Raw genomic sequence first — 25001 nt, 5'->3', positions numbered from 1 at the left:
GCTTAATATGAGTGCTTTACCTATACTTTCATCACTTTTTCGCCGCGAGCAAGACCAACAACCCCAGAGCGAGACACTTCAATCACCTTAGTGACTTCTGTGAGGGTTTCAATAAACGCATCAATTTTGTCACTTGGGCCTGCCATTTGAATGGTATATAGGCTTGCTGTGACATCAACAATTTGTCCACGGAAAATATCTGCAGTGCGTTTAACCTCAGCACGCATTTGGCCTTGTGCTTTCACTTTAACTAACGCAATTTCACGCTCAATATGGCTTGTTTCAGTGATATTTGCCACTTTGAGGATATCAATGAGTTTGTGCAGTTGTTTTTCAATTTGCTCTAACTTTGTTTCATCAGCAAGCACAGTAATGTTTAACCTAGAAAGAGTATGATCCTCCGTAGGTGCTACAGTTAAGCTTTCGATGTTATAGCCTCGTTGTGAAAATAGACCGACAACACGGGAAAGGGCGCCTGGTTGGTTTTCTAATAATACTGAGATAATCCTACGCATTAGCTTTTCTCCGTTTTGCTTAACCACATTTCGTTCATTGCACCACCACGGATCAACATTGGGTATACGTGTTCAGTTTCATCGACACTGATGTCTACAAACACTAACCTGTCTTTAAGGCTTAATGCATATTCTAATTGGCTTTCAAGCTCTTTAGGATCACTAATAGTGATACCTACATGGCCATAAGCTTCAGCAATTTTTGCAAAATCAGGCACCGAGTCCATATAGGAGTGCGAGTGGCGGCCGCTATAAATCATGTCTTGCCATTGTTTTACCATGCCAAGGAATCGGTTATTTAGGTTGATAATTTTAACTGGTGTATCGTATTGCAGCGCTGTTGATAGTTCCTGAATATTCATTTGAATTGAGCCGTCACCAGTAACACAAATGACCGTTTCATCAGGCATCGCCATTTTCACACCCATAGCGGCAGGCAAACCAAACCCCATGGTGCCAAGGCCACCCGAGTTGATCCAACGTCTTGGCTTATCAAAAGGATAATATAAGGCTGCAAACATTTGGTGCTGTCCCACGTCAGAAGACACATATGCGTCGCCATTAGTGAGTTTATGTAGTGTTTCAATTACTTGCTGTGGTTTGATCCTATCACTGGTGCGATCAAACTCTAAACATTTACGCTCGCGCCATGTATTGATTTGAGTCCACCAATTATCCATCGCGGTTTTGTTATTGTCTTTGCCTGAGTCATCTAATAAAGACAACATACTTGATAAGATATTGTCAGCAGAACCTACAATAGGGATATCTACTCGCACCGTTTTAGAAATCGAGGAGGGATCAATATCGATATGAAGAATTTTAGCGTTAGGGCAGTACTTTTCTACATTATTGGTGGTCCGGTCATCAAAACGTACACCAATACCAAAAATCAAATCACAATTGTGCATGGCCATGTTAGCTTCATAGCGTCCATGCATTCCAAGCATGCCAAGGCTTTGTTGATGGGTACCTGGAAAAGCCCCCAACCCCATGAGTGTACTGATCACCGGAATATTCAGTTTTTCTGCAAGCTGTAGGATTTGTTGATCACATGCAGAAATAATTGCACCGCCACCAATGTATAACACTGGTTTTTGTGCTTGTAATAGTGCATCTAGACCACGCTTTATCTGGCCTTTATGACCGGATGTCGTGGGGTTATAAGAACGCATTGAAATGTTTTCTGGGTAGATATAATCGTGTAATAGCTCTGGGTTCAAACTGTCTTTTGGCAAATCAATCACGACAGGTCCCGGACGGCCCGTGGAGGCTATATAAAAGGCTTTTTTAACGATCTCAGGGATATCTTTAGGGTCGGTGACAAGAAAGCTATGCTTAACGACTGGACGAGAAATACCAATCATATCGCACTCTTGGAAAGCATCATTACCAATTAAATTACTTGGTACTTGGCCAGATAGCACCACCATTGGAATTGAATCCATATAGGCTGTCGCAATTCCGGTGATGGCATTCGTTGCACCAGGGCCAGATGTAACGAGTACAACGCCCACTTTACCCGTTGCTCTAGCATAACCATCAGCCATGTGAACAGCAGCCTGTTCATGGCGAACTAAGATATGTTCAACGCCATCAACTTTGTGCAAAGCATCATAGATGTCGAGTACTGAACCACCAGGGTAGCCAAAAATGTGGTTTACACCTTCATCGATTAACGAGCGAACAACCATGCTCGCTCCAGATAACTTTTCCATAAAACAGCCCTCACAAGTTACCGTATGGTAAACAGTATCTTTGAATACAACGACGGTAATCGTTTTATTAAATAGTCAAGATGGTAATCCTGACACTTATTGCCACAGTTAATGTTGTTCATATAACTTTGCAACACCTTCACTATATGTAAATTTATTTTTACTTCAACAGTTATTTAAAGATTTAATCAAAACTTGAATTTTACTCATGTTTGTGGGTGCTAAAATTTTTGTCTAAGGCTTGTCAATCAAAACCAGTTGTTCAGTTTTGAGAGACTAAGCAGGGCAAATTAAACACACTTTTTAAGGGTAAGATATTGCTTAAGAAAATAACTATTAGAAGACTTTGACTAGATAACAAGCGGTAATTGTTTGAAATTAGGCTGATAGATTGCAATCGATTTTGAGATTGGCAAATGCGGTGTTCATTATGTTAGGTCGATGAAGAGGCGCAATCACCGCTATTAAAGGGGGTCTAAATGTCAGCTACTCATATTGAATTAGCTACACTTTAGCTTTCAACTTTACTGTTGAGATTTTCCACATCGGTACGGCTAATCACTGTTTGACTAAATTGGCACACAGCAACTAAGAAAACAGAAATCATCATTAATGCCGAAAAGGGCACTGCCGTACCTGTATAAAACCACGCAAGCAGCGGTCCTGCAATAGCGCCAAAACCAAACCTCAACGTGCCAATAACCGCAGTAGCGGTGCCCGTTTCACGTTTAAATTTCATTAATACAATGGCATCAGCATTGACTGACATAATCCCCAAGCAGCCCATTAACGGGATCAACATGGCGACAGTGTAATGATAACTCAGCCCTAATAAATTAACGCTGAGTAGGCCTAAGGCTGAGATGAAGCCAAAGAAGGTTGATACTGTGAGCATACGTTTTGAGCCAAAGCGCCCAACAATCCGCGAGTTAAGGATGTTAGCGAGCATTAAAGCCCCCACATTAGTACTAAATAATATGGCAAACATTGATTTATCTAACGCAAAAACCTCCATATAGATAAAAGGCGAAGCTGTTAGATAACAGAAAAAAGCAAAAGAGGTGAGTACGCCACTGGTGATATGCAGCTTGACACCTTTACGAGAAAATACTGTGTAATAGGCTTTGAAAAAAGACTTCTGACTACGGGCGTTAGGATCATTATCGCTTGGCATTTTTAATTTTGTGAGTACTAGCAATAACAGTACAAGCGCGTAAATGGCTTGGCTTAAAAAGATAAAGTGCCAATCGGCTACACCCAGAATTAAACTGCCTAATGTTGGTGCAACTAGCGGTGCCAGCATCATAATGAGACTGACATAAGACATCCCTTTAGCCGTATTATCTCCATACACTTCCTTAATGTAACCCGGCACAACAACCGTCGCAGCAGCGCCAATAAATGCTTGCATTAGCCTAAAGATTAAGAACAACTCAATTGACTGGGTAAAAGCAATACAGGTGCTAATTATGCTAAATCCCGTTAAGCCGACAATCACTAATCGCTTACGGCCGAATCTGTCTGCCATAGGGCCAAATGTCAGCATGCCCAGTGCATAACCCGCTAAATAGATACTTAAAGATTGTTGCACTACTGTCACGCTACTATCGAAACTTTGCGCCAATATGGTCATGGCAGGCAAATACATGTCGATAGCAAGAGGGGTTATTGCGACAATGGCAGCTAGCATAGGGATAAGCAAAGCTAGTGGGGGAAATTGCTGAAAATCCAGATCAGAGTTGTTGGGGTGGGACGAGTTCAATACAACCTCAAATTAAACAAAATGCGTTAATTTTTATCGCGATATTGTATACCCAACTTATCTAGCTTGCTTGTTTTAAATGTAAATTGATATATCACACCAAATTCACTGTCACATGGAGGTCATTTTTCGTTCTCGATTTTGTCATATACGTCTCTTAATGTATCAAGCAATTATTTCATAAGGACATAAAAATGACTAAGCAACTGTTTTCTTTATCAATGATTTTTGCCGCAATGAGCCTAACGGCGTGTAGTGGTGACGATGGAACAAACGGCACTAATGGCAACGATGGTAATGATGGCTTTAACACAGTTGTCGCGGTATCAGATATCGCAAAAGGGAATGAGCATTGTGTGTACGGTGGCACACTGATTAGCAGAGGGTTAGACACCAATCGAAATGGTGTGCTGGACTCAACTGAAATAGACGCTAGTTTAGACGTGTATCAATGCGCAGCAGCACAGGGCAATATCGATATCGAGCTAGTTGGTCGCTATGCATCTGGTATTTTCGGCCACAGTGCGGCAGAGATGGTGGATTACTATCCGAGTGCACAACAAGCATTTGTGGTGAATGCACAAAGCGGCCAGGTCGACATTATCGATCTATCATCTTTATCTGAACCTACAGACATCACTCAACCATATAGCCTGAATAACTTAGCGTTAATAAGTACGTTAGACCCAGTTGCTGATAGCGGTTTATCTGGCTTAGGTAGTGTCAATAGTGTGAGCATCACCAATGATTTATTGGCTATGGCGATTGAACGAGCAGATCTGCTGGGTAACAGTAAGCAAGGTAACGGCGTGGTGGCTTTTTATCGGTTAAACCAAAACTCTGCGCCAAGTTTCATATCTACCGTTGATGTCGGTGCTTTGCCAGATAATCTTACATTTACCCCAGATGGCAGTTTACTTGTCGTGGCAAATGAAGGTGAACCAAATGACAGTTATATTGTTGACCCTGAAGGTAGTATTTCCCTCATTGCAATCACTGATAATTCACCTGCCACAATTGCTGATACTGTTGACTTTAAAGCATTTAATCAAGGCGAGGCGCGTCATGATGAACTCTCCTCACTGATAAAAATTAATGGGCCAATGGCCAATGTGGCGCAAGATTTAGAGCCAGAATACGTCGCAATCTCTGAAGACAGTCAATATGCTTTTGTTAGCTTGCAAGAAAACAATGCCATTGCCGTGATTGACCTTGCAAATAAATCAATTGAAAGCATCAACGCCCTAGGTTTAAAAGATTATGGGTTGTTAGGTAATGAAATTGATGCAAGTGACAAGGATGACAGTATCAATATCACCACTTATCAAGGTGTTTATGGTATGTATCAACCGGATGCACTTGCCAGTTACCAATGGAATGGGCTTGATTTTATTGTGACGGCTAACGAAGGTGATTCACGAGATTATGATGGATTTTCTGAGGAAGTACGCGCAGAAGATTTAACGCTCACAGCGAATCACTCTCAGGTAGCAGCTGCTCAAGATGACACGCAATTAGGCCGTTTGAAAGTGACAACATCAATGGGTGAAACCGAAACGCCAGGTGTTTACGACAAGATAGTGTCATATGGCGCTAGGTCATTTTCAATCTGGACTAAAGAAGGGGTACAAGTGTATGACAGTGGCAGTGACTTTGAAAAAATTACCGCCGCGATGTTAGGTAACAATTTCAATAATCATAACGAAGAAAGTAAAGGGGATAGCCGAAGCGATGACAAAGGCCCTGAACCAGAAGCTGTTGCGATTGGTCAAATAGGTGATACAACTTATGCATTTATTGGCCTAGAGCGCACTGGTGGCTTCATGGTTTACGATATTACCAACCCGATGAACGTGTCTTTTGTAGATTATGTTAATAATCGCGATTATAGCGTTGAGTTTGAAATCGATGGCGAAAATATCACTGGGCTAGTAGAAATGGCTGGTGATTTAGGGCCTGAAGGAATGAAGTTTGTTCACTCTAGTGATAGTCCAACCGGTTTACCGCTGCTCATCATAGGTAATGAAGTCAGTGGAAGCACTTCGGTATACCAATTGACCTTGTAAGTCCTTTCTTAGCAATGTAATTTCTAGTGAATGTTAGGATTGTGCAGAAACAGCCAGCTTTTAAAAAGCTGGCTTTTTCTTACTTTCAAATAAATTGCGTTAATACTCGGTTTAGTCAGCGATAAATAGGGGTTTAAAGTTAACTAAATTAAGGTATGCTAATAAGTGAATTTTGGTTTATTTTTCAAAGGTAATGACCATGAATCAGCAGGTTAAGCATGCATGTTTGAGTGGTGAGAATGTTATCCTTGAGCCACTTAAGTTGGACCATGTGCCAGCGTTAATTATCGCTGCGGGTGATGGTGATTTATGGCAATTGTGGTTTACACATATACCTGATGGAAAAGGCATGAAAGCATATGTTGAGCAAGCGTTAACTGATGCTGACTCAGGTGATTGCATCCCTTTTGTTGTGAGGCATCGCTTAAGCGGAAAAATCATAGGTTGTACCCGTATCTGTCATTATGACCAAATTCATCGTCGGTTAGAGATTGGTTATACTTGGTATGGAAAAAGCTTTCAGCGCACAGCGGTGAATACTGAAACTAAATGGTTGTTACTTAATTTCGCTTTTAATGAGCTGCAATGTATTGCTGTTGAGTTTCGAACCCATTGGCATAACCAAGCCTCTAGACAAGCCATTACCCGTTTAGGGGCTAAACAAGATGGCGTATTACGTAATCATAGAATTCAAGCTGATGGAACATTAAGAGATACGGTAGTTTTTTCTATAATAGATAAAGAGTGGCCACAAGTGTCATCACACTTGAAGGGGCGTCTTGCATTTCATCAACATCACTGTGCGAATTAATAAAACAAAAAGGATCGATAATGAAAATAAAAGGAATCGTATTTTGTAGTGCTATGTTGGCATTTGTTGCTCAAGCAGAAGATGCTGCCGAAAAAGCATTCACTGATGAGGTTGTTCAATGTGCTGCCTACTATGAGATCAGCTCGCAAATGATTGGCGCGATGAACGCACCACAAATGCAGGCAGTAGGTGACAGACTAAAAGTGTCAGCAGTTGATGCAAAATCGTTAGCAGAACAATATCGGGAACCTAGCCAAGTTAAACAAGATTTAGACGCGGCTAAAGAACTGCAAATGGCAAAGTTAAGCGGCGGAAATAACTTAGGTGTGTTGATGCGCCAATACAAAGATTTATGTAAGCAGGTGGTATATTCACCAAAAGACAGATTAGAGTATTGGGCCATGGCAACAATGTAGTTTTGCTTTCCAGTGAATTCCTTTAATACTTAATGGTATTTATCATCACTGGATGATATTTGGTATGTGCACAAAACGATGAATTAATACCGATCTTCAAGATAAAATGATAAGTATTATTTACTTATCATTTTTGTTTTTGGAAGAGTGCCCAAATGACTAATGACTAATGACTAATGACTAATGACTAATGACTAATGACTAATGACTAATGACTAATAACTAATGACTCGACAAATTGTATGTGGTTAATAAGCGCTGATAAACGCCTGTATGAGTGAGTTCAGCCATCCATTTTTCGATTTTATCGATACTGATTTGCGATTCGGGTTTGATTAGCACACCAAAGTCATATTGTTGATCCCACTTATTTGAAATAATCAGCTTTTGGTACTGCTCAGGTTCTCGCTTTTGATAGTATTTCAAGTATGACCAAGTGACAGGGGCTATTTCAGCTCGTTGCTTGAGTATGCTCTTGATGGAAGCCTCATTAGAAGCAACAAACTGTACTTTGAATTTTTCTGCCAGTTTGTCTTTGCTTGTTTCGAACTCGGCGAATTTATAATGATATCCCTGAATTAAACTAAGAGTTTTGGCATCGAGTGAATCGAAATATTGTTGCTGTTTTACAGGTTCATTCAAGCTAATAAATACTTCACCATCTTTAATATTCAGTGGCAGGTACTCTAAAGAGGCGTCTTGCCATCCCCATTTTACATCTTCAAAAAAAATCACATCATAGCGGTTTAATTCGTAAGCTCTTCTTCGCTGTTCAGTACTCGTGGCAACAAATTGGAAAACAACTTCGGTTTGAATTCTGTTTAAAGCTGAAATTAAATCTAAGGTTAGGCCTGAATAGTGACCTTGTGGACTGATATCTACATAAGGAGAGAAGGGGTATCCACCCACTTTCACGATAGTCTTTGCAGCCAAAGTTTGACTGAAGCAAATAAATAATGCCGCTATTAATAACTTTTTAAGCATAATCAGTCTTTGTTGTTATCATTTTTGTAACCTAAATGTAGCATTTGCATAAGGTTAGTGCTAGTCGTTGGACTATTTCTAGTCTAAAAAAGCTTAATTATTCATCGTTTATCAATGGTTTGGCTTGCTCTTCTACTGATATTGTTACTTCATGTTCAATTTTAACATTCAAATTAATTTCAATCGGTTCTTCTGGTGGTGCGACATTAACGGTCGGCGTACAGCCAAGCATAAAAATGCTGGAAAGGACCGTGCTCAAAATACTGATGGATTTCATTTCATCATTCCTTATTTGGTTAATCTTTGCTCAATACCTTGTTCAATGTTATCTGGGATAATCAAGCTTTGATACAGAGGCATTAAGTATTGCTGCTGAGAGTAATTAAAATGGATCGGTCGAGTAAATTCTGGGTGCTTGCCTTTTACTTGTATATAAAAGTCAGCTAATCCTTGAGGAGTCAGTTCGAAGTTACCTGAAAGTTGCTGGTAATGCAGATTTGATAAAGTGGTAAAAACGGTTTCAAGTTGTGGTTGTGACTTGGTCATTTCATCCATGGCTTGATTGGTTTGAACTTGTATTAGACCGCCGGGTTTTCTGGCAGCAATTTTACCACCAGCAATGGTTAGCAAACCGTTCTCGAGTTTAGCTGGAAATACCCCATCAAATATACCTGTGGCGTTAATACCAGATATAGGCTGTTGATCTAGCAGTTGTTCTAACTGTAAACCTTGTAATAAAACGTAGCCTTGTGAGATGTCGTGCAGTTTTAAATTCATTTTGGGAATGGCTACAAAACCATTAAGCAGGCTAGCTTTCGCACTGATATTAATATCTGTTTCTGACAGCCCAGTGACTTTTTGTAGCCAATTAGCACTTGGCTTTTGGCTGTTACGTGTCAGTTGAATATCTGTATCCAGGTTAAGGTTTTGAAGATCTATACCTAAATAGGCGTTAGGCACAGCTAACTGCATCTGAGGACATGATAGCTGACTTTGAGTATGCATCCTTTTCGCTTGGTTGGTCGATTGCCAGTCAAACTGGCACAACGCAGTTAAGCTAGCATCTTCAACATGGTACCCATAATAAGAACCACTAAAGTTAGATGCTTGTTGATCAATTTTTATCTGAAAAAACTTATCTTGGTTATATTGATTTAGCGCAAAATCAGCTTTGAATTTATATATGCCACCTAGTTGACTATCTAGCTCGCTAGCTTGCACTGAGGTTTTAGCAAATTGATATAATTGACTGATTGATTCATTAAACTGCCAACTACCAGCAAATGTAGGGTTATTACCAATAAGGCTTAACCAATGAGATGACTGTAAATTGATATCATCAATAAACCAGTTCTCATGTGTTGTGACTAAATGCTTATCAAAACTAAGTTGTTGCTTAACATCCATATTGTCAATTTTCAAAAGTAGGCTTCGGCGTCGTTTACTATCAATTCGAGTTATGACAAATGGTGAAAAGTGCCAGTTTAAGAGACTGTTGGACAGTGATAACGGCTTCAAACTTAAAGATGAAGTCTCTGCTAAGGCTATACTGGCTGCATTGGTCTTATACTCGGTGACCTCTCCAAGTGATGTGCTTCTGTTTGTCGATAGATGCTCGGCATGCAGCGACATTGATGGGATTGTCACTGCCGGAGTTGACGCTATGGCTGATGAGTCAATACTAAGTACGTTATGGCTGTTAAGTTGCAAGTGCTTTGCTTTTGTTTGAGTGGTTTTATCAGCTACAAACAGTTCATCAGCATCAATCATAAATTTGTCTAGATTGACTTTATATGAGTCTAACCACGTATCTTTAGTCATTGATTGGGTAAGTGATAACCCCAAATTTCCTGTTAGAGATAAATTGAGTTGCTTGAAATCAAATGATTGAATGTTGAATAGTTCTACTGCAATTTCAGAAAGTGCTGGTTTAGCATTTGCAGTCAGCTCGAAATTTGCTTCAACTAGGCTGTTTGACAGCTGGAGTTCTTGCAAAATTAATTGGCTGGATATTGTATTGGAGTCTATTGAGACTAAACCATTAAATGGTGAGATATCTAATGCTGCTAAAAAGGGGAGTTGATTATTTTTTGATGAAAATTGCCAATCTGCTTGAAGCAGTGACTCAACCGATAAAGTGATTGTGTCAAACTCAGTTAATTTGTTTTTTATGTCCTCATCGGCTTGGAACGCTTTGTCACGCTGATTTTTCGATATTCGCGCGCTAAAAGGGGAGCTAATTAGGTTTACACTCTGTCTATCTACATTATTAAGCTGCTTAATGTTGACTGAGATATCGAAGGGAAATGAAAAGTTTATTGAGGCTACATTGTGTTTAGCGAGCATTAAATCAGAAAATGAAACATCGATACGAACGCTTTCACTTTCACCACTTGGCTGGTTTCCTTGAGTATTAGCAGCCTTACTCTCATTATTATAACTGTCTTTTTTATGTCGACTCAGTAAAGGGTAATGCACTTGAGCGTCAACTTTACCCGTAAAAGCAATATCATGTTGCTCAAGTAGTTTACTCACCTCGGTAGCTTGAGTTAGCTGAAACAGTGGACTGTGTACTGCGTTGCCCCCCAAATCATTTACTGCACGCTGCCATAGGGCTGTAAAACTCACCAACCTGCGTTGAGTGGATTGAAGATCTATCTGACTAGATAGTGTGATAGTGCCTTTTGCTATTTTTCCCGTTATTGTTGTGTATGGCTGATGGTCGAAAAATAACTGTGTATCAAATGACTGTTGTGGCACAAATACCAATGGTTTAAATGACACTGAATTGACAGTAGCGACTAAATTGGGTTTTTGATTATTGGATTGCTGTTGTGGGCCGCTAAATTGCGGTAGGTTTATCAGCAGCTCACCAATATTGATTTGTGGAATCGCATCAAGTTGATTGAGAAGTGATGCTTTATCGCCACTTGAGCTACTGTCAGGGGCGTTAAGCCATTGCACGCCTAAATCAATATAAATGTGATCCGCAGAGATGCTGGTAATATTGTCAGGCCCCATTGATTGGCTCAAAAGCATTTCGACGCTATTTTTTAGGCTCACTGATAAGTTTTGCACTGCAATATGGCTGTCATCTACCTGGAGCACTAACCGAGGGATCTGCAATTGCTTTAGGGAAATATTTTCTGAATCTAGATTGAGAACCTTGATGCCGTAAGGTGACACTAATCGGTTAATAATACGAACGGTGGTTGTTTGTTGTGGTGATAGTTGCTCTACCTTGTTGGGCTGCAACCAACTAAAAGTTAGTGCAGCACTCAGTATGATGATACTCAATAAAAGCAACAACACTCTTATCATTAGATAAACCTACACTTTAATGAATGATGTACTCTTAGATAAATACAGTAAGCGAATAGAATGCCACTTATTCAGCCCAACTTATTTCAGTGGTGAGGGTATGAGTTTGCCCCGGCTGCAATACCACTGCATCTTCTAAAACATTTGCCGCTTCCAGGCACAACATCGTTAAATAGTCATCTGAGTTAAATCGAGACAATCGCTCTGATTTATCTATCCAAGGATTCCATAATACCGCAGAATGACTATTTTGGCGGCTGACCGTTATATTGCCTTGAGGGGTATGGATAACTTGCTCAGAGGTCAGATCGGTGTAGACTCGATCCGTTTCTTTAATAAATGGTGTCGAGTCGTCAGCTTGCGGATATGGCCCTTTGCCAAATTCAATATATTTAGCGTCACTTAGCCCTGATACTCGTGTTTGATGAATATTAGAAGTCGGAAAATAACTGTGCAATGCTTGGGTAAGTGTGACTGGGTAATCTGCCGCATTATAATTAATTAAATTGATTTTTAAGCTCTCACTCAATTCAAACTCTACTTTTACTGAAGTGTCATGTGGCCAATATTGTCTGTCTTGATCACTAATCGGCAAACTGAAACTCAGTTTGGCGACTTGGTTTACCATATTGACTGAATCTAACTTCCATGTGCGAGTGCGAGCAAAGCCGTGCTGTGGGAAGCCTTCAATATCACTAGCCCCGAACCAAGGCCAGCAAATTGGTACGCCTCCGCGGATCCCATTACCCGCATTATAATCTTCTGCTGAAGATACCCACAATAAAGCTTGTTTCCCCTTTGGTTTAAATTGGTCTATTTGAGCGCCTTGCATGAAAATAGTGGCAAAGCAAAAATCGGTATCTATCTCTACATATTGAAGACCATTAGGGTGAAGTTTGGTTGATACAGAACCCATACATTAATCCTTTAGTTAACTGGGATAATAGCTGATACTTTATCGACTAAGCGTTAAAGCTGTGTGAATTGTAATAAGCGATTATTGGCTGGCATTGCAATATCTTGATTTAACTTTAAGCCCTGCGACTGAGCTAATTCACAAATCCATTCTATTGATCTTATCCCGCTTTGTGAATCTCTAGTGCGAAGCCATTGATCGAATTGTCGATTGGATTCACTGGTATATTGCCCTTGGTAGTTAAAAGGGCCATAAATAATAAGTGCCGTTATATCATGGGTAGGGTTGACGTTACGATGTTGTAGCCATGTGCCGATACCCTGAAAAAATTGTGATACTAAACTTTTACTTATTATATGCAATGTGTTGGCCGTGAATATACATTCAGACTGTAAACAAATGGCAGGCCATTGTGTTGCAACATCTAGTTCAACAGGTATTGAAAGATTTGGACACTGCTGTTGAAATGCATTGACTCTCAACCTCAAACCATCAAGGTTGCTATAAACATCAGTAGGCTGCCACTGTATATGCGGTAAGTGATGGCTGAAATAGGTGGCGTGTTGCCCAGTACCACTCCCTATTTCGATCACACTATTATGGGAGGCTATCCAAGGTGTGATAGCCGATAGAATATATTGCTTATTGTTTTCACAGGCCCTTGAAAACGGTAAGTCATCTAATTGCATAGAATTAAATATCTACTCTATCCATTTCCAATTGTTGTAGGGCTATCACTGCTTGTGTGCGATTACGTACACCGAGCTTTCTAAAAATAGCGGTGGCATGGGCTTTAATTGTTGCCTCAGACACACCAAAATCGTAAGCAATCTGCTTGTTGAGCAAGCCTTCAGCAAACATTTGCAATACACGATACTGTTGTGGCGTTAAATCAGACAAACGACTGGCCATTTTATCTGTTTCATCCTCATCTACTGAGAGTAGTTCTGTGCCAGAAGGAAGCCATATATCACCGTATAAAACAGATTCAAGCGCCAGAGATAAAGTCTCCATTGACGATGATTTGGGAATGAATCCGCTACTACCGTAATGAATTGCTCTGCTGATGGTATTGATATCTTCATGTGCAGAAATAACTACGACAGGAATATCTGGGTAGTGGCTACGCATGTGTATAAGAGTTGAATATCCGTGAGAACCAGGCATTTGTAAATCTAACAAGATCAAATCAAAGTTCGCATTGTGCTCATCTAAGCAATGTTGCAGTGCTTCAGCACTATCAGCTTCAAACCAATTAGTATTGGTAAATGCACTGCTTAAGGCTTGTCTGAGGGCATTGCGAAAGAGTGGATGATCGTCTGCAATTATTATATTTAAGTTTTCAAGCTTCATTGCTGTCATTTTCTGTTAATTGCGCGTGAAGATAATTTAATGTAACAGATAAATGGTTCCAATGACCATGGCTTTTAAATGCGCTGAGAGTTTAAAGCCCAAAAAAAACACAAAAATTAGACTTTGGTCTAATGTTTGTGTTTGAAAACAATGCTTGAGAGCTTGAGTAAAGGTATAAGTTGATCAAGTACTTAACTTGATACACTGTATTTCAGTTAACGCACTTTTGTAGGCTGTCTGTTTTCATCAACGGCAACAAAGGTAAATACTCCACGTATTGCATGTTCTCTATGATCTGTATACATGTCTTCTACGTAAATATTAACCTCTACTTTAAGCGATGTATTACCCACATGAATAACTCTGGCAACTAACTCTGCTAGTGAACCTGCTGGTATCGCTTTTTTAAAATCAATACGATCTGAGCTAACTGTTACTAATGACTTTCTGCAAAAGCGTGTTGCTGCAATAAATGCGGTTTCATCCATCCATGCAAGTGCATCACCACCAAATAGCGTATTATGATGATTCGTGTTTGACGGGAAAATAGCTTTAATGACTCTTGATTCAGACTGTTCAATTAGCCGTTGAACATCTTCAGAGAAAATGGAGTTTGCAGCACTGGCGGCATCATTTGATAGAGCAGTAGACATATTACAACCTAATATATGCATATTAACAAAAGCCACGGATTATACGCATTCAGCACTGACAGGTGTAGTAGAAATGTGAACTGCTCATCACTAATCTTAATTTGTATACTCCTATCGAGCCTAATGTCTTTTGGGTTTGCTGTTAAATCACTAATAACGTAGTAATTGAGTGTGGATTACTTTGCCTTTATGAACCGTTAAAATGTAGAGACGATTAAATTCTTTCTCTGAAATTTTTGATATTGGGTTACCGCCCAACTTTTTTACTAATTCAGGGGTGGTGTTACTGTGACCTACGATTAAGCTTGTTTGTGGCATCTCGAGTAGTGCAGATGCAAAATCACTGAGGTGGGTTGGAGAATAATCTTGAGTATTGAGCCCCAACTTCGCTGCTAGTGGCGCTGATGTTTGTAGGGTTCGATTATATGATGTCGAATAAATCTGTTCAATTTTTGTGTCACTAAGCAAATCGGCTAATCTCTTTGCTCTGGCCTTACCTGCAATAGATAAATGGGGATTACTGCCTGCTTGCTTTTCTGCATGCCTGACTAGGTAAAATATGGATATGTCCTGACTAACTGAGTTCGCGTCATCGTCCTTACTGTTGGCGACAGCATATGGACTAAAATACAACAGGAATAACAAAAGGCAGGTAAAAATCAGAGGCATTTTTACAATCTTTATTGAATTTCTCATGTCGTAGTCATTCCTTTGTGATGGCATTTATTATTAAAAGTTTAACAGTGTTTTAATCATTTATAACTGTTAGCTTGACACCCATTGTCAGTATCATCACCTTCATTGCAACTTTAGATAAGTGACGCAGTTTGATATTGAATTTAATCGAACTTTGAGTTTTATAACTTGCAATAACTCACGATTCACTAATAATTAAGTTCAGTTGTTTAACAACTTTATATAGTTACCTTTTTGTTCAGATTAATATTTACAAGGATCGTTAATCGCTTTCAGTTACCATTAAATGGTAAAAAAGACAAAAAGTTAACACTGATACCCGATTAAGGATAGTGTGATTACATGGACGCAGTCATCAAACCAGTTTCATGCAAGCTTGACCCTGTTAGTGTTTGGCGAAAATTTATTTTTGAGCGTGTCTTTGGTGGCTTAGCTATCATTTGTATTCCTATTTATCTCACCAGTGTTTACCTTTGTATTGTTTCAGATCTGTGGATGATGGCTGCAGTTGACACATTTGCTTATATGATTTTATTAGTCGCAGTGTTTAATAAACGTTTACCACAGCACTGTAATTACCTACTTGGCAGCGCGTTAGCATATATCATCGGTATAGCATTTTTAGTGACGATTGGCCCTTCTGGTGCTGGTTGGTTTTGGCTGTTTATTTTTCCACCGCTAGCCATTCTTATGCTTGGTTCGCGCGCAGGGCAATGGGCCCAGCTACTAAATTTTATAAGCATTGTTATCGTAGGTGTGGCTTATCATTTCAACCTTCTTTCTTGGCCACAAACATCAGGCTATAACTCCTTCATTTATGGTGTTGTAGCATTAAACTTCTTTGTTACCAACGCGTTATTGACGTTTGCAATCACCTTTGTTATGGAAAAAATGATTAATAAGATCGAGCAGGATAATGCGACCGTTGCAGCACTTTCTTCTGGTATGTCTTGGCTATCTGAATACCAGCATAGCCAATCTGAGCAGCAGTGCACTCGATTGCAGCGTTATGTGCAAGTGCTTGGCAATCATTTACTCAATAAAGAAGATAAGCCTGATGAGCTAGATGAGATTTTTGTTATGGATTTGAGCACTGCAGCAACGTTACATGACATAGGTAATATCGAGGTAAGCCAAAGTATTTTATTGAAAAACTCGGTGATCAGTGCTGATGAACACGAAAGCCTAAAACACCATACTTTGGCCGGTGCTGAGATTAGCCGAGTGCTTCATTCAATCGCTCCTAATAGTGATATCATTCGTCTTGTTAAACAGGTATGCACTCATCATCATGAAAATTGGGATGGCAGTGGTTACCCACAAGGGTTGGTCGCAACCGCGATTCCATTAGCCGCAAGGTTAGTCAGGATTTGTGATGTGTATGACGCAATGACGTCTAAACGATGTCACAGAGAAGCAATCAGTCACACTGAAGCTGTAGAACACATTAAAGCTGAATGTGGTCAGCTGTTTGATCCTTTGCTGGTGGATTGCTTTGTTGAGGTTGCTTCGCAATTTAATCTTATCAGTCAAAGCCATGTTGAGACTTCATTGATTTGAAGCTAATTTTAGACCAGTTATACCAGCTAAAATCAATAAGATACTAATAAGTTTGAAGCTTGTAAAAATATCATCAGTGAACATAAAGCTGTAGATGCAGGTGCCAACGATCCCAATAGCCACCCATACTGCATATGCGACTGCAATGGGGATACCTTTCATAGAGAATCCTAGGAAAATAAAGCTAAGAATGAGTGCTACTAAGGTGATGACACTTGCGAATGGTTTTGTAAACCCGTCAGTCTGCTTCAGACCTATAGCCCAAACTACTTCAAACACGCCAGCTATAAATAACATGACCCAATACATATCTACCTCTGATAAGTATTGGGTCGTCCCAATGATGATATTGAGTGGTGAGGTCGTCCTCACTTCAGTGTACTTAAGCTTCTGTTAAGGGTTGTTCATTGTTAAGAACATGTTCACTCATTTAATATAAAATTATTGTTTTATATGGGAAACAGTGAGCCTATTTATTTGGCTAGCTTCTGTTTGCGAAGACGAGAGGCCTTGGCTAACTTCCTCAAAAGGGCTTCCGAGTCTTGCCAATGGAGGCATGCATCGGTAATACTTTGACCATAGGTCAGAGGTTGCCCATCAACAACTTTTTGGTTGCCTTCTTTAATAAAACTCTCAGCCATAATACCTGCAATAGCCGTTGAGCCTTGAGTCATTTGTTGCATGACATCATCAGCCACTTTAAGTTGGTTTTGGTGTACTTTTTGGCTATTACCATGACTAAAGTCGACCACCATTCGCTGGCTGACACCCACATCTTCTAGTTGCTTACGCACGTTCTCGATGTCTTCGGCTTGATAGTTTGGTTGCTTGCCTCCACGAAGGATAATATGGCCAAAAGGGTTACCATGGGTACGATAAACCGCCATTGCACCATCTTTATCAGGTGAGTAAAAAATGTGAGGGACTTTTGCAGCACGAACTGCATCAACAGCGATATTGATGTTACCGTCTGTACCATTTTTAAAGCCGACTGGGCATGATAGCGCCGAAGCCATTTCTCGGTGAATTTGGCTTTCAGTTGTACGCGCACCAATAGCACCCCAAGTAATTAAGTCGGCAATATACTGACCATTTACCATGTCTAAAAACTCAGTGGCAATGGGCAGTTTTAATTCAGTAATTTGTTGTAAAAGATGACGTGCCATACGTAAGCCCTTATTTGGGCTAAAGCTGCCATCGAGATCCGGATCTGAGATCAAGCCTTTCCAGCCCACAATGGTACGCGGCTTTTCAAAGTAGACACGCATTAAGATGCAAAGGTCATCTTTTAATTCGTGATGTAACTTAGCTAAACGCTCCGCGTAATCAAGAGCGGCCTCTGTATCATGGATTGAGCAGGGGCCAATGATTACTAATAAGCGCTGATCTTCGCCAGAAATAATGGCTTCAACTTCACGGCGTTGCTCTACTAGGTAGTCAGCAGCCTCTTGGGTCAAAGGGTATTCAGAAGCCAGTTGGGCAGGTGAAATCACTTTGCATAAAAGCGAAGTACGCAGTTCGTCTGTTTTAATCGTCATTCAGTTTACCGATAAAAATTGCGATGCTTTAGCATCATATTGCTCGCGATTATAACGAATCTAGCAAGGCTAATCACGGTAAAATAGACATTATGTCAGCAAGATACTAATAAATATGATCTGAGATAGTGAAATTAGGTATCAAAAACAAGGTGTGTTGTTGAAAACTTAGGCAAAAACAAACGCTGTTCTTGCCTAAATATTAATATTAAGTGATCAGGTTAAAACATATGCCGTTCTAAACCAGTCATGTCTAGAATCTTAGCGGCTATTTCTTCGACTGAGTGGTTGGTAGTATTTACATATGGGATACGTTCTTTTTTGTATAACATTTCTACCTCTTTCACTTCCATGCGGCATTGACGTAAAGAAGAATAGCGACTGTTTTCCATTCGGCTTTGTCTGATTTCATGCAAACGGTTTGGGTCAATGGTTAATCCAAATAGCTTCTTTTTATTGTGTTTAAGCTCCGGTGGCAGCTTTAGGTTATCCATGTCATCTTCGGTAAAAGGGTAGTTAGCCGCTTTGATGCCAAATTGCATTGAAAGGTATAAGCTTGATGGTGTTTTACCACAACGTGAGACACCCAACAAAATAATGTCAGCTTTATCCATGTGCTTCATGGTTTGGCCATCATCATTATCTAATGTGTAATTAATCGCATCGATTCTATTTTCGTAACCTTCATTGGCTTTACCATGTGTGCGGTTGATCACAGGTTGAGCTTTTATTCCTAATTGTTGTTCCAAAGGCGAAACAAAGGTATTCAAAAAATCGTAATCAATTGCTTGACTGGCGAAAATAATGTCTCTAATTTCCGCATTTACGATAGAGTGAAATACGATTGGGCGAACCTCTGTTGTAATAAAACAATCATCAAGTTGCTGTTTAACTTTTTCTGCTTTTGCAATGCTGTCAATAAACGGGATTGTAAGTGCTTCAAACTCAACAGGAAACTGTGACAACACTGCGTGACCAAATACTTCAGCAGTGATTGCTGTGCCATCTGAAATGTAAAATACTTTTGGTGCCATTTCGACCTCTTGTGGTAATAAAATTACAAATAAAATTATAGATTTACGGTTGTTGTGGGAGAGTGTAGAATGCCGCTGCCCTCGTGTGAAGTGGCCATTGAAATAAACTTGTGGAGAGAGAACTGTGCAGCAATACATACTCTGGTATCAAGAATTAGGCATGGGTGATGTCAACAAGGTCGGCGGCAAGAATGCCTCGCTTGGTGAGATGATCAGTAACCTAGCCAACGCTGGTGTTCAAGTACCTGGCGGATTTGCTACTACATCTCATGCATTTAATGAGTTTCTAGAGCAAAGTGGTGTTAACCAGAAAATTTTCGATATTCTTGCAACATTAGATGTCGATGACGTAAATGAATTAGCGAAAGTTGGTGCACAGATCAGACAATGGGTGATTGAAACACCTTTCCAACCTGAATTAGAAGAAGCAATTCGTCAAGCTTACGAACAGCTATCAAGTGAAACACAGGACGCATCATTTGCTGTGCGTTCATCAGCAACTGCTGAAGATATGCCAGATGCATCTTTTGCAGGTCAGCAAGAAACCTTCTTAAACGTTAAAGGTTATGAAGCTGTATTACTTGCGATTAAGCACGTATATGCTTCATTGTTTAACGATCGCGCCATTTCTTACCGCGTTCACCAAGGTTATGAGCACCAAGGTGTTGCATTATCTGCTGGCGTTCAGCGCATGGTTCGTTCAGACAAAGCTGCCTCTGGTGTTATGTTCACTATGGACACTGAATCAGGCAACAATGATGTCGTATTCATCACATCATCATTTGGCTTAGGCGAAATGGTTGTACAGGGTGCTGTAAACCCAGATGAATTCTATGTACATAAACCAATTCTAGCGCAAGGGCATCAAGCCGTTGTGCGCCGTAATATCGGTAGTAAACTGATTCAAATGGTTTACTCAGATGATAGCTCTCACGGCAAACAAGTTAAGATTGAAGATGTTGCACCAGAACAACGTCGCTTATTCTCAGTAACTGATGAAGAAGTGATGGAACTGGCTAAACAAGCATGTATCATCGAAAAGCACTACGGTCGTCCAATGGACATCGAGTGGGCTAAAGATGGTAATGATGGCAAGCTTTATATCGTTCAAGCGCGTCCAGAAACAGTACGAAGCCGCGAAGATGTTCAATTAATTGAACGTTATCACCTAAAAACAAAAGGTGACGTAGTGGCAGAAGGTCGTGCTATCGGCCACAAGATTGGTACTGGCGTAGCTAAAGTTTTAGCGTCTATCGATGATATGGACCAAATCCAACCAGGTGATGTACTTGTTACTGACATGACTGACCCAGATTGGGAACCTATCATGAAACGTGCAAGCGCGATTGTCACTAACCGTGGTGGCCGTACTTGTCACGCTGCAATTATTGCGCGTGAGTTAGGTGTCCCTGCAGTGGTAGGCTGTGGTGATGTGACTGATCGTATTCAAAATGGCGATGAAGTGACAGTGTCATGTGCCGAAGGTGATACTGGCCTTATCTATGCAGGTAAGCAAGAATTTGACGTGGTAACTAACCGTGTTGACACCTTACCTGATTTACCAATGAAAATTATGATGAACGTGGGTAACCCAGATCGTGCATTCGATTTTGCTCGCTTACCAAACGAAGGCGTAGGTTTAGCACGTCTTGAATTCATCATTAACCGCATGATTGGTATTCACCCGAAAGCATTGCTTGAATTCAATGACCAACCAGCTGACTTGCAAGAAGAAATCAACGAAATGATTGCGGGTTACGATTCGCCAGTTGAATACTATGTAGCACGTCTAGTTGAAGGCATTGCAACAATTGGTAGTGCGTTCTACCCGAAAAAAGTGATTGTACGTATGTCAGACTTTAAGTCTAACGAGTACGCTAACTTAGTCGGTGGCGAACACTATGAGCCAGAAGAAGAAAACCCAATGCTGGGCTTCCGTGGTGCAAGTCGTTACATTTCTGAATCTTTCCGCGATTGTTTCGCATTAGAGTGTGAAGCGATTAAGCGTGTTCGTAATGAAATGGGTCTGAAGAATGTTGAAATCATGATCCCATTCGTACGTACGCTTGAAGAAGCAAGACAAGTTAATGAATTACTTAAGGAAGAAGGTTTAGAGCGTGGTGTTGATGGTTTACGCGTCATCATGATGTGTGAATTGCCTTCTAATGCACTACTTGCAGACCAGTTCCTAGAGTACTTTGATGGCTTCTCAATTGGTTCAAATGACTTAACACAGCTTACACTTGGTCTAGACCGTGACTCAGGCATTATCAGTCATTTATTCGACGAGCGTAATGAAGCGGTTAAAGCATTATTGTCTATGGCAATTAAAGCGGCCAAAGCAAAAGGCGCCTATGTTGGTATTTGTGGCCAAGGCCCATCTGACCACGCAGATTTTGCTGCTTGGCTAGTTGAACAAGGTATCGATACCGTGTCGCTTAACCCAGATACTGTGATTGATACTTGGTTATACCTAGCTCAAGAACACGCTTAATTATTTGCAGTAGTCACATTTACTACGCAAATTAGTCAAGTTGAGAAAAAGCCGCTTTTTAGCGGCTTTTTTTTGTTTATAATGTTGGCATCAATTTGATAACAACAAGAACACCATGCTGCCATTACTTTCTCACCAACAAACATTAGAGCCTATCTATTTATCTTTTCTAGACGCACTAGAAAACAGTGCCTTTGAAGGTGATATCGACAAGCGCTACAGCGCGAGAATGGTACAGGCGACAGATAACTCGGTTTATCAATTCTTACCGCAAGCTGTGGTATATCCAGCTCATCAAGCGGATGTTGAATTGATGTTGTCACTAGCCAATGATGTGCAATACAAACAAGTGACATTCAGCGGTAGAGGTGGTGGTACTGGGACAAATGGCCAATCACTAACCCATGGCCTGATTGTTGATGTCTCTCGATATATGAACAAGGTGTTAGAAGTTAATGCCGAGCAAGGCTGGGTGCGTGTGCAAGCTGGGGCAGTTAAAGATGCGCTTAATGATGCGCTACGGCCACATGGTTACTTTTTTAGTCCAGACTTATCAACTTCTAACCGTGCCACAATTGGTGGCATGATAAATACAGATGCATCTGGTGCTGGTTCTTTGGTTTATGGCAAAACTTCTGACCATGTTTTAGGGTTAACCAGTGTGTTAATTGATGGCAGCGTGATGCAATCAAGCCCACAACCATTATCTGTGCTGGATCAACTTAATGATTCAGATATTCTTGCTAATAAGATATCCAAAAGCATTGCAAACATTTGTCTTGAAAAGCGCCAGCAGGTGCTCGAAAGGTTTCCCGAACTTAACCGCTTCTTAACCGGTTATGATTTAAAGCATGTTTGGAATGATGCCGTTGATCAGTTTGATATATCCAGAATCTTAGCCGGTTCAGAGGGCACGCTTGCGTTGATCACCGAAGCCAAACTAAACATTACGCCGCTGCCAAAAGCACGTGTCATGGTGAATATCAAATATGACTCATTTGAGTCGGCCTTACGTCATGCACCTTCCTTAGTATCAGCCAATGCCACTGTAGTAGAAACGATAGATTCAAAGGTATTAAATCTCGCGCGCGAAGATATCATTTGGCATTCGGTATCTGATCTGATTCAAGCGGTACCAAATAAAACCATTGAAGGTTTAAACATGGTCGAGTTCGCTGGCGAGCCCGATGATGTCGAAACAAAAGTAACATCGTTAGAAACCATGCTAACAGCGCAGTTAACGCAACAACAAGCTGGATTAGTGGGCTTTCAAATAACTCATGATGTCGCCAGTATTAATCAAATCTATGCAATGCGTAAAAAAGCTGTTGGTTTATTAGGTGCAGCTAAAGGTAAGCGGAAACCGCTTGCATTTGCTGAAGATACGGCGGTGCCGCCTGAAAATTTAGCAGACTTTATTATGGAGTTTCGTGCCTTATTGGATTCGCATAATTTGCAATATGGCATGTTTGGTCATGTTGATGCAGGCGTACTTCATGTTCGACCATCATTGGATATGTGCTCGGCAGAAGATGAAAAACTGCTCAGGGTGATTTCAGATCAAGTGGCTGATCTAACCTTGAAATATGGTGGTTTAATGTGGGGTGAGCACGGAAAAGGTGTTCGCGGAGAGTATGGACCTGCAGTATTCGGCGACGAGTTGTATGCTGTTTTAGAGCAGGTTAAAGGCCTATTTGACCCTGAAAATCGCTTAAACCCAGGAAAGTTAGTCGCGCCGCCGAATAGCGGCCCCATGTTGTTTAACGTTGATAGTACCAAACGAGGAACATTTGATCGGCAAATACCAGTTAATGTGCGCCAAGCATTTCCTGATGTGATGGATTGTAATGGCAATGGCTTATGCTTCAATTACAGTCGTTTCTCGCCTATGTGTCCTTCATTTAAGGTGACCGGGGATAGAATTCATTCGCCTAAAGGTCGCGCCGGCTTAATGCGTGAGTGGCTGCGATTACTCGAGTCAGAAGGTGTGGATGTGTTAGCGCTTGCGCAATCAAAGTCGATGAACCTGCTGCAACGTGCGCAAAACACTTTGAATAAAAATAAAGAATACGATTACTCACATGAAGTTATGGCATCTTTGCAAGGGTGTTTAGCATGCAAAGCTTGTAGTGCTCAATGCCCTGTAAAAGTTGATGTACCAAAATTCAGAGCTGAATTCTTTAATATTTATTACAAACGTTATCTACGTCCTGCTAAAGATTATTTAGTTGCAGGTATTGAAGACACGTTGCCGTTAATGGCTACTATGCCAAAAGTGACTAATTTAGTGTCTCAAAATCCATTGAGTAAATGGGTGATTAAAAAATCCATTGGTTATGTTGATGCACCAATGTTGTCGGTGCCAACATTGAAACAACGCCTTGATGGCCATCCTAGTCGAGGCTATGACTTGGAAACATTGCAAGCTATTGATGAATCAGATAAACAGCAATATGTATTAGTCGTCCAAGATCCCTTTAACAGTTTTTATGATGCTGATTTGGTATTTCGCTTTATTCAATTGGTAGAGAAGCTAGGTTACAAACCGGTTTTGTTACCCTATAAGCCAAATGGTAAACCTGCCCATATCAAAGGCTTTTTAGATAAGTTTGCTAAGATGGCACAAAACAGTGCAGACTTTTTAAACCAAGTCGCACAACTTGGTATGCCGATGGTTGGATTAGATCCCGCATTAACCCTTTGTTATCGAGACGAATATCAACAAGTCTTAGGTGATAATCGAGGTGATTTTGAAGTACTACTGTCGAATGAGTGGTTGGCAACTGTGATCGTTAAACGTGAGCTTGTTACAAACCGTTCTGAACAACACTACACCTGGTTTAGTCACTGTACAGAATCCACTGCTAAGCCGAATACCGCAAAAGAGTGGCAAGCTATATTTGCTCACTTTGGTGCCCAATTAAGCTCTGTTAACCTTGGCTGTTGCGGTATGGCTGGTACCTATGGCCATGAATTACATAACCTTGAGCGTTCAAAAGCGTTATACGATATGTCTTGGAAAGATAAGATGGCTGAAATTCGCAAGACAAGTAAAGTATTAGTATCTGGTTATTCTTGTCGCTCGCAAGTTAAGCGCTTCGAAGGTTTCAAACCTCAGCACCCAATCGAAGCCTTACTTGAGTTGATTGATTAAGGTAGTGGCT

At 40.5% G+C, this 25001-nt stretch carries 20 protein-coding genes; 6 read left to right on the top strand and 14 right to left on the bottom strand.

The genetic code is table 11. The annotated features are described in order from the left end of the window. Positions 1 to 20: 20 nt before the first annotated feature. From ilvN to ACHUGF_RS13960, 3 genes are all read right to left on the bottom strand, one after another. The gene (gene ilvN / locus ACHUGF_RS13970) at positions 21 to 515 is read right to left on the bottom strand and encodes an acetolactate synthase small subunit (RefSeq protein WP_394132101.1); all 495 of its coding nucleotides are present in this window, start codon (positions 513 to 515) and stop codon (positions 21 to 23) included. Next, complete coding sequence (locus ACHUGF_RS13965) at positions 515 to 2233, bottom strand: acetolactate synthase 3 large subunit (protein WP_394132100.1); 1719 nt, start codon at positions 2231 to 2233, stop codon at positions 515 to 517. The genes ilvN and ACHUGF_RS13965 overlap by 1 nt, the downstream gene beginning before the upstream one ends. A gap of 511 nt (positions 2234 to 2744) precedes the next feature. Continuing rightward, positions 2745 to 3995, bottom strand: a complete 1251-nt coding sequence (locus tag ACHUGF_RS13960) for a multidrug effflux MFS transporter (protein WP_463602296.1) — start codon at positions 3993 to 3995, stop codon at positions 2745 to 2747. Positions 3996 to 4189: 194 nt separating this feature from the next. Here ACHUGF_RS13960 and ACHUGF_RS13955 point away from each other — a divergent pair, with 194 nt between their 5' ends. From ACHUGF_RS13955 to ACHUGF_RS13945, 3 genes are all read left to right on the top strand, one after another. Beyond that, complete coding sequence (locus ACHUGF_RS13955) at positions 4190 to 6061, top strand: choice-of-anchor I family protein (protein ID WP_394132098.1); 1872 nt, start codon at positions 4190 to 4192, stop codon at positions 6059 to 6061. Between the two features lie 199 nt (positions 6062 to 6260). Beyond that, a complete protein-coding gene (locus tag ACHUGF_RS13950; protein ID WP_394132096.1) occupies positions 6261 to 6872 on the top strand; it encodes a GNAT family N-acetyltransferase in 612 nt (203 codons plus the stop codon). A gap of 20 nt (positions 6873 to 6892) precedes the next feature. Then, positions 6893 to 7288 carry a hypothetical protein gene (locus tag ACHUGF_RS13945; RefSeq protein WP_394132095.1) on the top strand — a complete coding sequence of 132 codons (396 nt, stop codon included), beginning with the start codon at positions 6893 to 6895 and terminating at the stop codon, positions 7286 to 7288. 222 nt (positions 7289 to 7510) lie between these two features. On the opposite strand, the gene ACHUGF_RS13940 is transcribed toward ACHUGF_RS13945, so the two are convergent. The 8 genes from ACHUGF_RS13940 to ACHUGF_RS13905 all read right to left on the bottom strand — a co-directional run bounded on the left by ACHUGF_RS13940 (position 7511) and on the right by ACHUGF_RS13905 (position 15211). Further along, a complete protein-coding gene (locus ACHUGF_RS13940) occupies positions 7511 to 8272 on the bottom strand; it encodes an ABC transporter substrate-binding protein (protein WP_394132094.1) in 762 nt (253 codons plus the stop codon). Between the two features lie 97 nt (positions 8273 to 8369). Then, the gene (locus tag ACHUGF_RS13935) at positions 8370 to 8549 is read right to left on the bottom strand and encodes a YnbE family lipoprotein (protein ID WP_394132092.1); all 180 of its coding nucleotides are present in this window, start codon (positions 8547 to 8549) and stop codon (positions 8370 to 8372) included. 11 nt (positions 8550 to 8560) lie between these two features. Then, positions 8561 to 11593: an intermembrane phospholipid transport protein YdbH family protein gene (locus tag ACHUGF_RS13930; RefSeq protein WP_394132091.1), complete on the bottom strand. Its 3033-nt coding sequence runs from the start codon at positions 11591 to 11593 to the stop codon at positions 8561 to 8563. A gap of 67 nt (positions 11594 to 11660) precedes the next feature. Next, entirely contained in the window at positions 11661 to 12509 is an 849-nt protein-coding gene (locus tag ACHUGF_RS13925) for a D-hexose-6-phosphate mutarotase (RefSeq protein WP_394132089.1), read from the bottom strand. 53 nt (positions 12510 to 12562) lie between these two features. Continuing rightward, positions 12563 to 13198, bottom strand: a complete 636-nt coding sequence (locus tag ACHUGF_RS13920; protein ID WP_394132087.1) for a DUF938 domain-containing protein — start codon at positions 13196 to 13198, stop codon at positions 12563 to 12565. A 4-nt stretch (positions 13199 to 13202) separates the two neighbouring features. Continuing rightward, positions 13203 to 13862, bottom strand: a complete 660-nt coding sequence (locus ACHUGF_RS13915) for a response regulator transcription factor (protein ID WP_394132086.1) — start codon at positions 13860 to 13862, stop codon at positions 13203 to 13205. A 215-nt stretch (positions 13863 to 14077) separates the two neighbouring features. Next, complete coding sequence (locus ACHUGF_RS13910) at positions 14078 to 14515, bottom strand: acyl-CoA thioesterase (RefSeq protein WP_394132084.1); 438 nt, start codon at positions 14513 to 14515, stop codon at positions 14078 to 14080. 150 nt (positions 14516 to 14665) lie between these two features. Beyond that, positions 14666 to 15211 (bottom strand): SixA phosphatase family protein, encoded by a 546-nt coding sequence (locus ACHUGF_RS13905; protein ID WP_394132082.1) that lies wholly within the window; start codon positions 15209 to 15211, stop codon positions 14666 to 14668. A 342-nt stretch (positions 15212 to 15553) separates the two neighbouring features. Here ACHUGF_RS13905 and ACHUGF_RS13900 point away from each other — a divergent pair, with 342 nt between their 5' ends. Then, positions 15554 to 16771: an HD-GYP domain-containing protein gene (locus tag ACHUGF_RS13900; protein ID WP_394132081.1), complete on the top strand. Its 1218-nt coding sequence runs from the start codon at positions 15554 to 15556 to the stop codon at positions 16769 to 16771. Here ACHUGF_RS13900 and ACHUGF_RS13895 read toward each other — a convergent pair. The 3 genes from ACHUGF_RS13895 to ppsR all read right to left on the bottom strand — a co-directional run bounded on the left by ACHUGF_RS13895 (position 16760) and on the right by ppsR (position 19343). After that, positions 16760 to 17080 carry a DMT family transporter gene (locus ACHUGF_RS13895; RefSeq protein WP_394132079.1) on the bottom strand — a complete coding sequence of 107 codons (321 nt, stop codon included), beginning with the start codon at positions 17078 to 17080 and terminating at the stop codon, positions 16760 to 16762. The genes ACHUGF_RS13900 and ACHUGF_RS13895 overlap by 12 nt on opposite strands. A 164-nt stretch (positions 17081 to 17244) precedes the next feature. Beyond that, the gene (locus tag ACHUGF_RS13890; RefSeq protein ID WP_394132077.1) at positions 17245 to 18309 is read right to left on the bottom strand and encodes a 3-deoxy-7-phosphoheptulonate synthase; all 1065 of its coding nucleotides are present in this window, start codon (positions 18307 to 18309) and stop codon (positions 17245 to 17247) included. A gap of 221 nt (positions 18310 to 18530) precedes the next feature. Next, positions 18531 to 19343, bottom strand: coding sequence for a posphoenolpyruvate synthetase regulatory kinase/phosphorylase PpsR (ppsR, locus tag ACHUGF_RS13885; protein WP_394132076.1), 813 nt, complete (start codon positions 19341 to 19343; stop codon positions 18531 to 18533). 124 nt (positions 19344 to 19467) lie between these two features. On the opposite strand from ppsR, the gene ppsA reads away from it, so the two are divergent. Together ppsA and ydiJ are read left to right on the top strand one after the other, a co-directional pair. After that, positions 19468 to 21837: a phosphoenolpyruvate synthase gene (gene ppsA, locus ACHUGF_RS13880; RefSeq protein ID WP_394132074.1), complete on the top strand. Its 2370-nt coding sequence runs from the start codon at positions 19468 to 19470 to the stop codon at positions 21835 to 21837. 115 nt (positions 21838 to 21952) lie between these two features. After that, positions 21953 to 24991, top strand: coding sequence for a D-2-hydroxyglutarate dehydrogenase YdiJ (ydiJ, locus tag ACHUGF_RS13875; RefSeq protein ID WP_394132073.1), 3039 nt, complete (start codon positions 21953 to 21955; stop codon positions 24989 to 24991). Positions 24992 to 25001: the final 10 nt, after the last annotated feature.

The sequence above is a fragment of the Shewanella maritima genome (assembly GCF_043643735.1).
Lineage (GTDB): Bacteria > Pseudomonadota > Gammaproteobacteria > Enterobacterales > Shewanellaceae > Shewanella > Shewanella maritima_A.
Note: the sequence above shows the minus strand (reverse complement) of the source record. Positions and strands in the feature narration are given on the sequence as shown.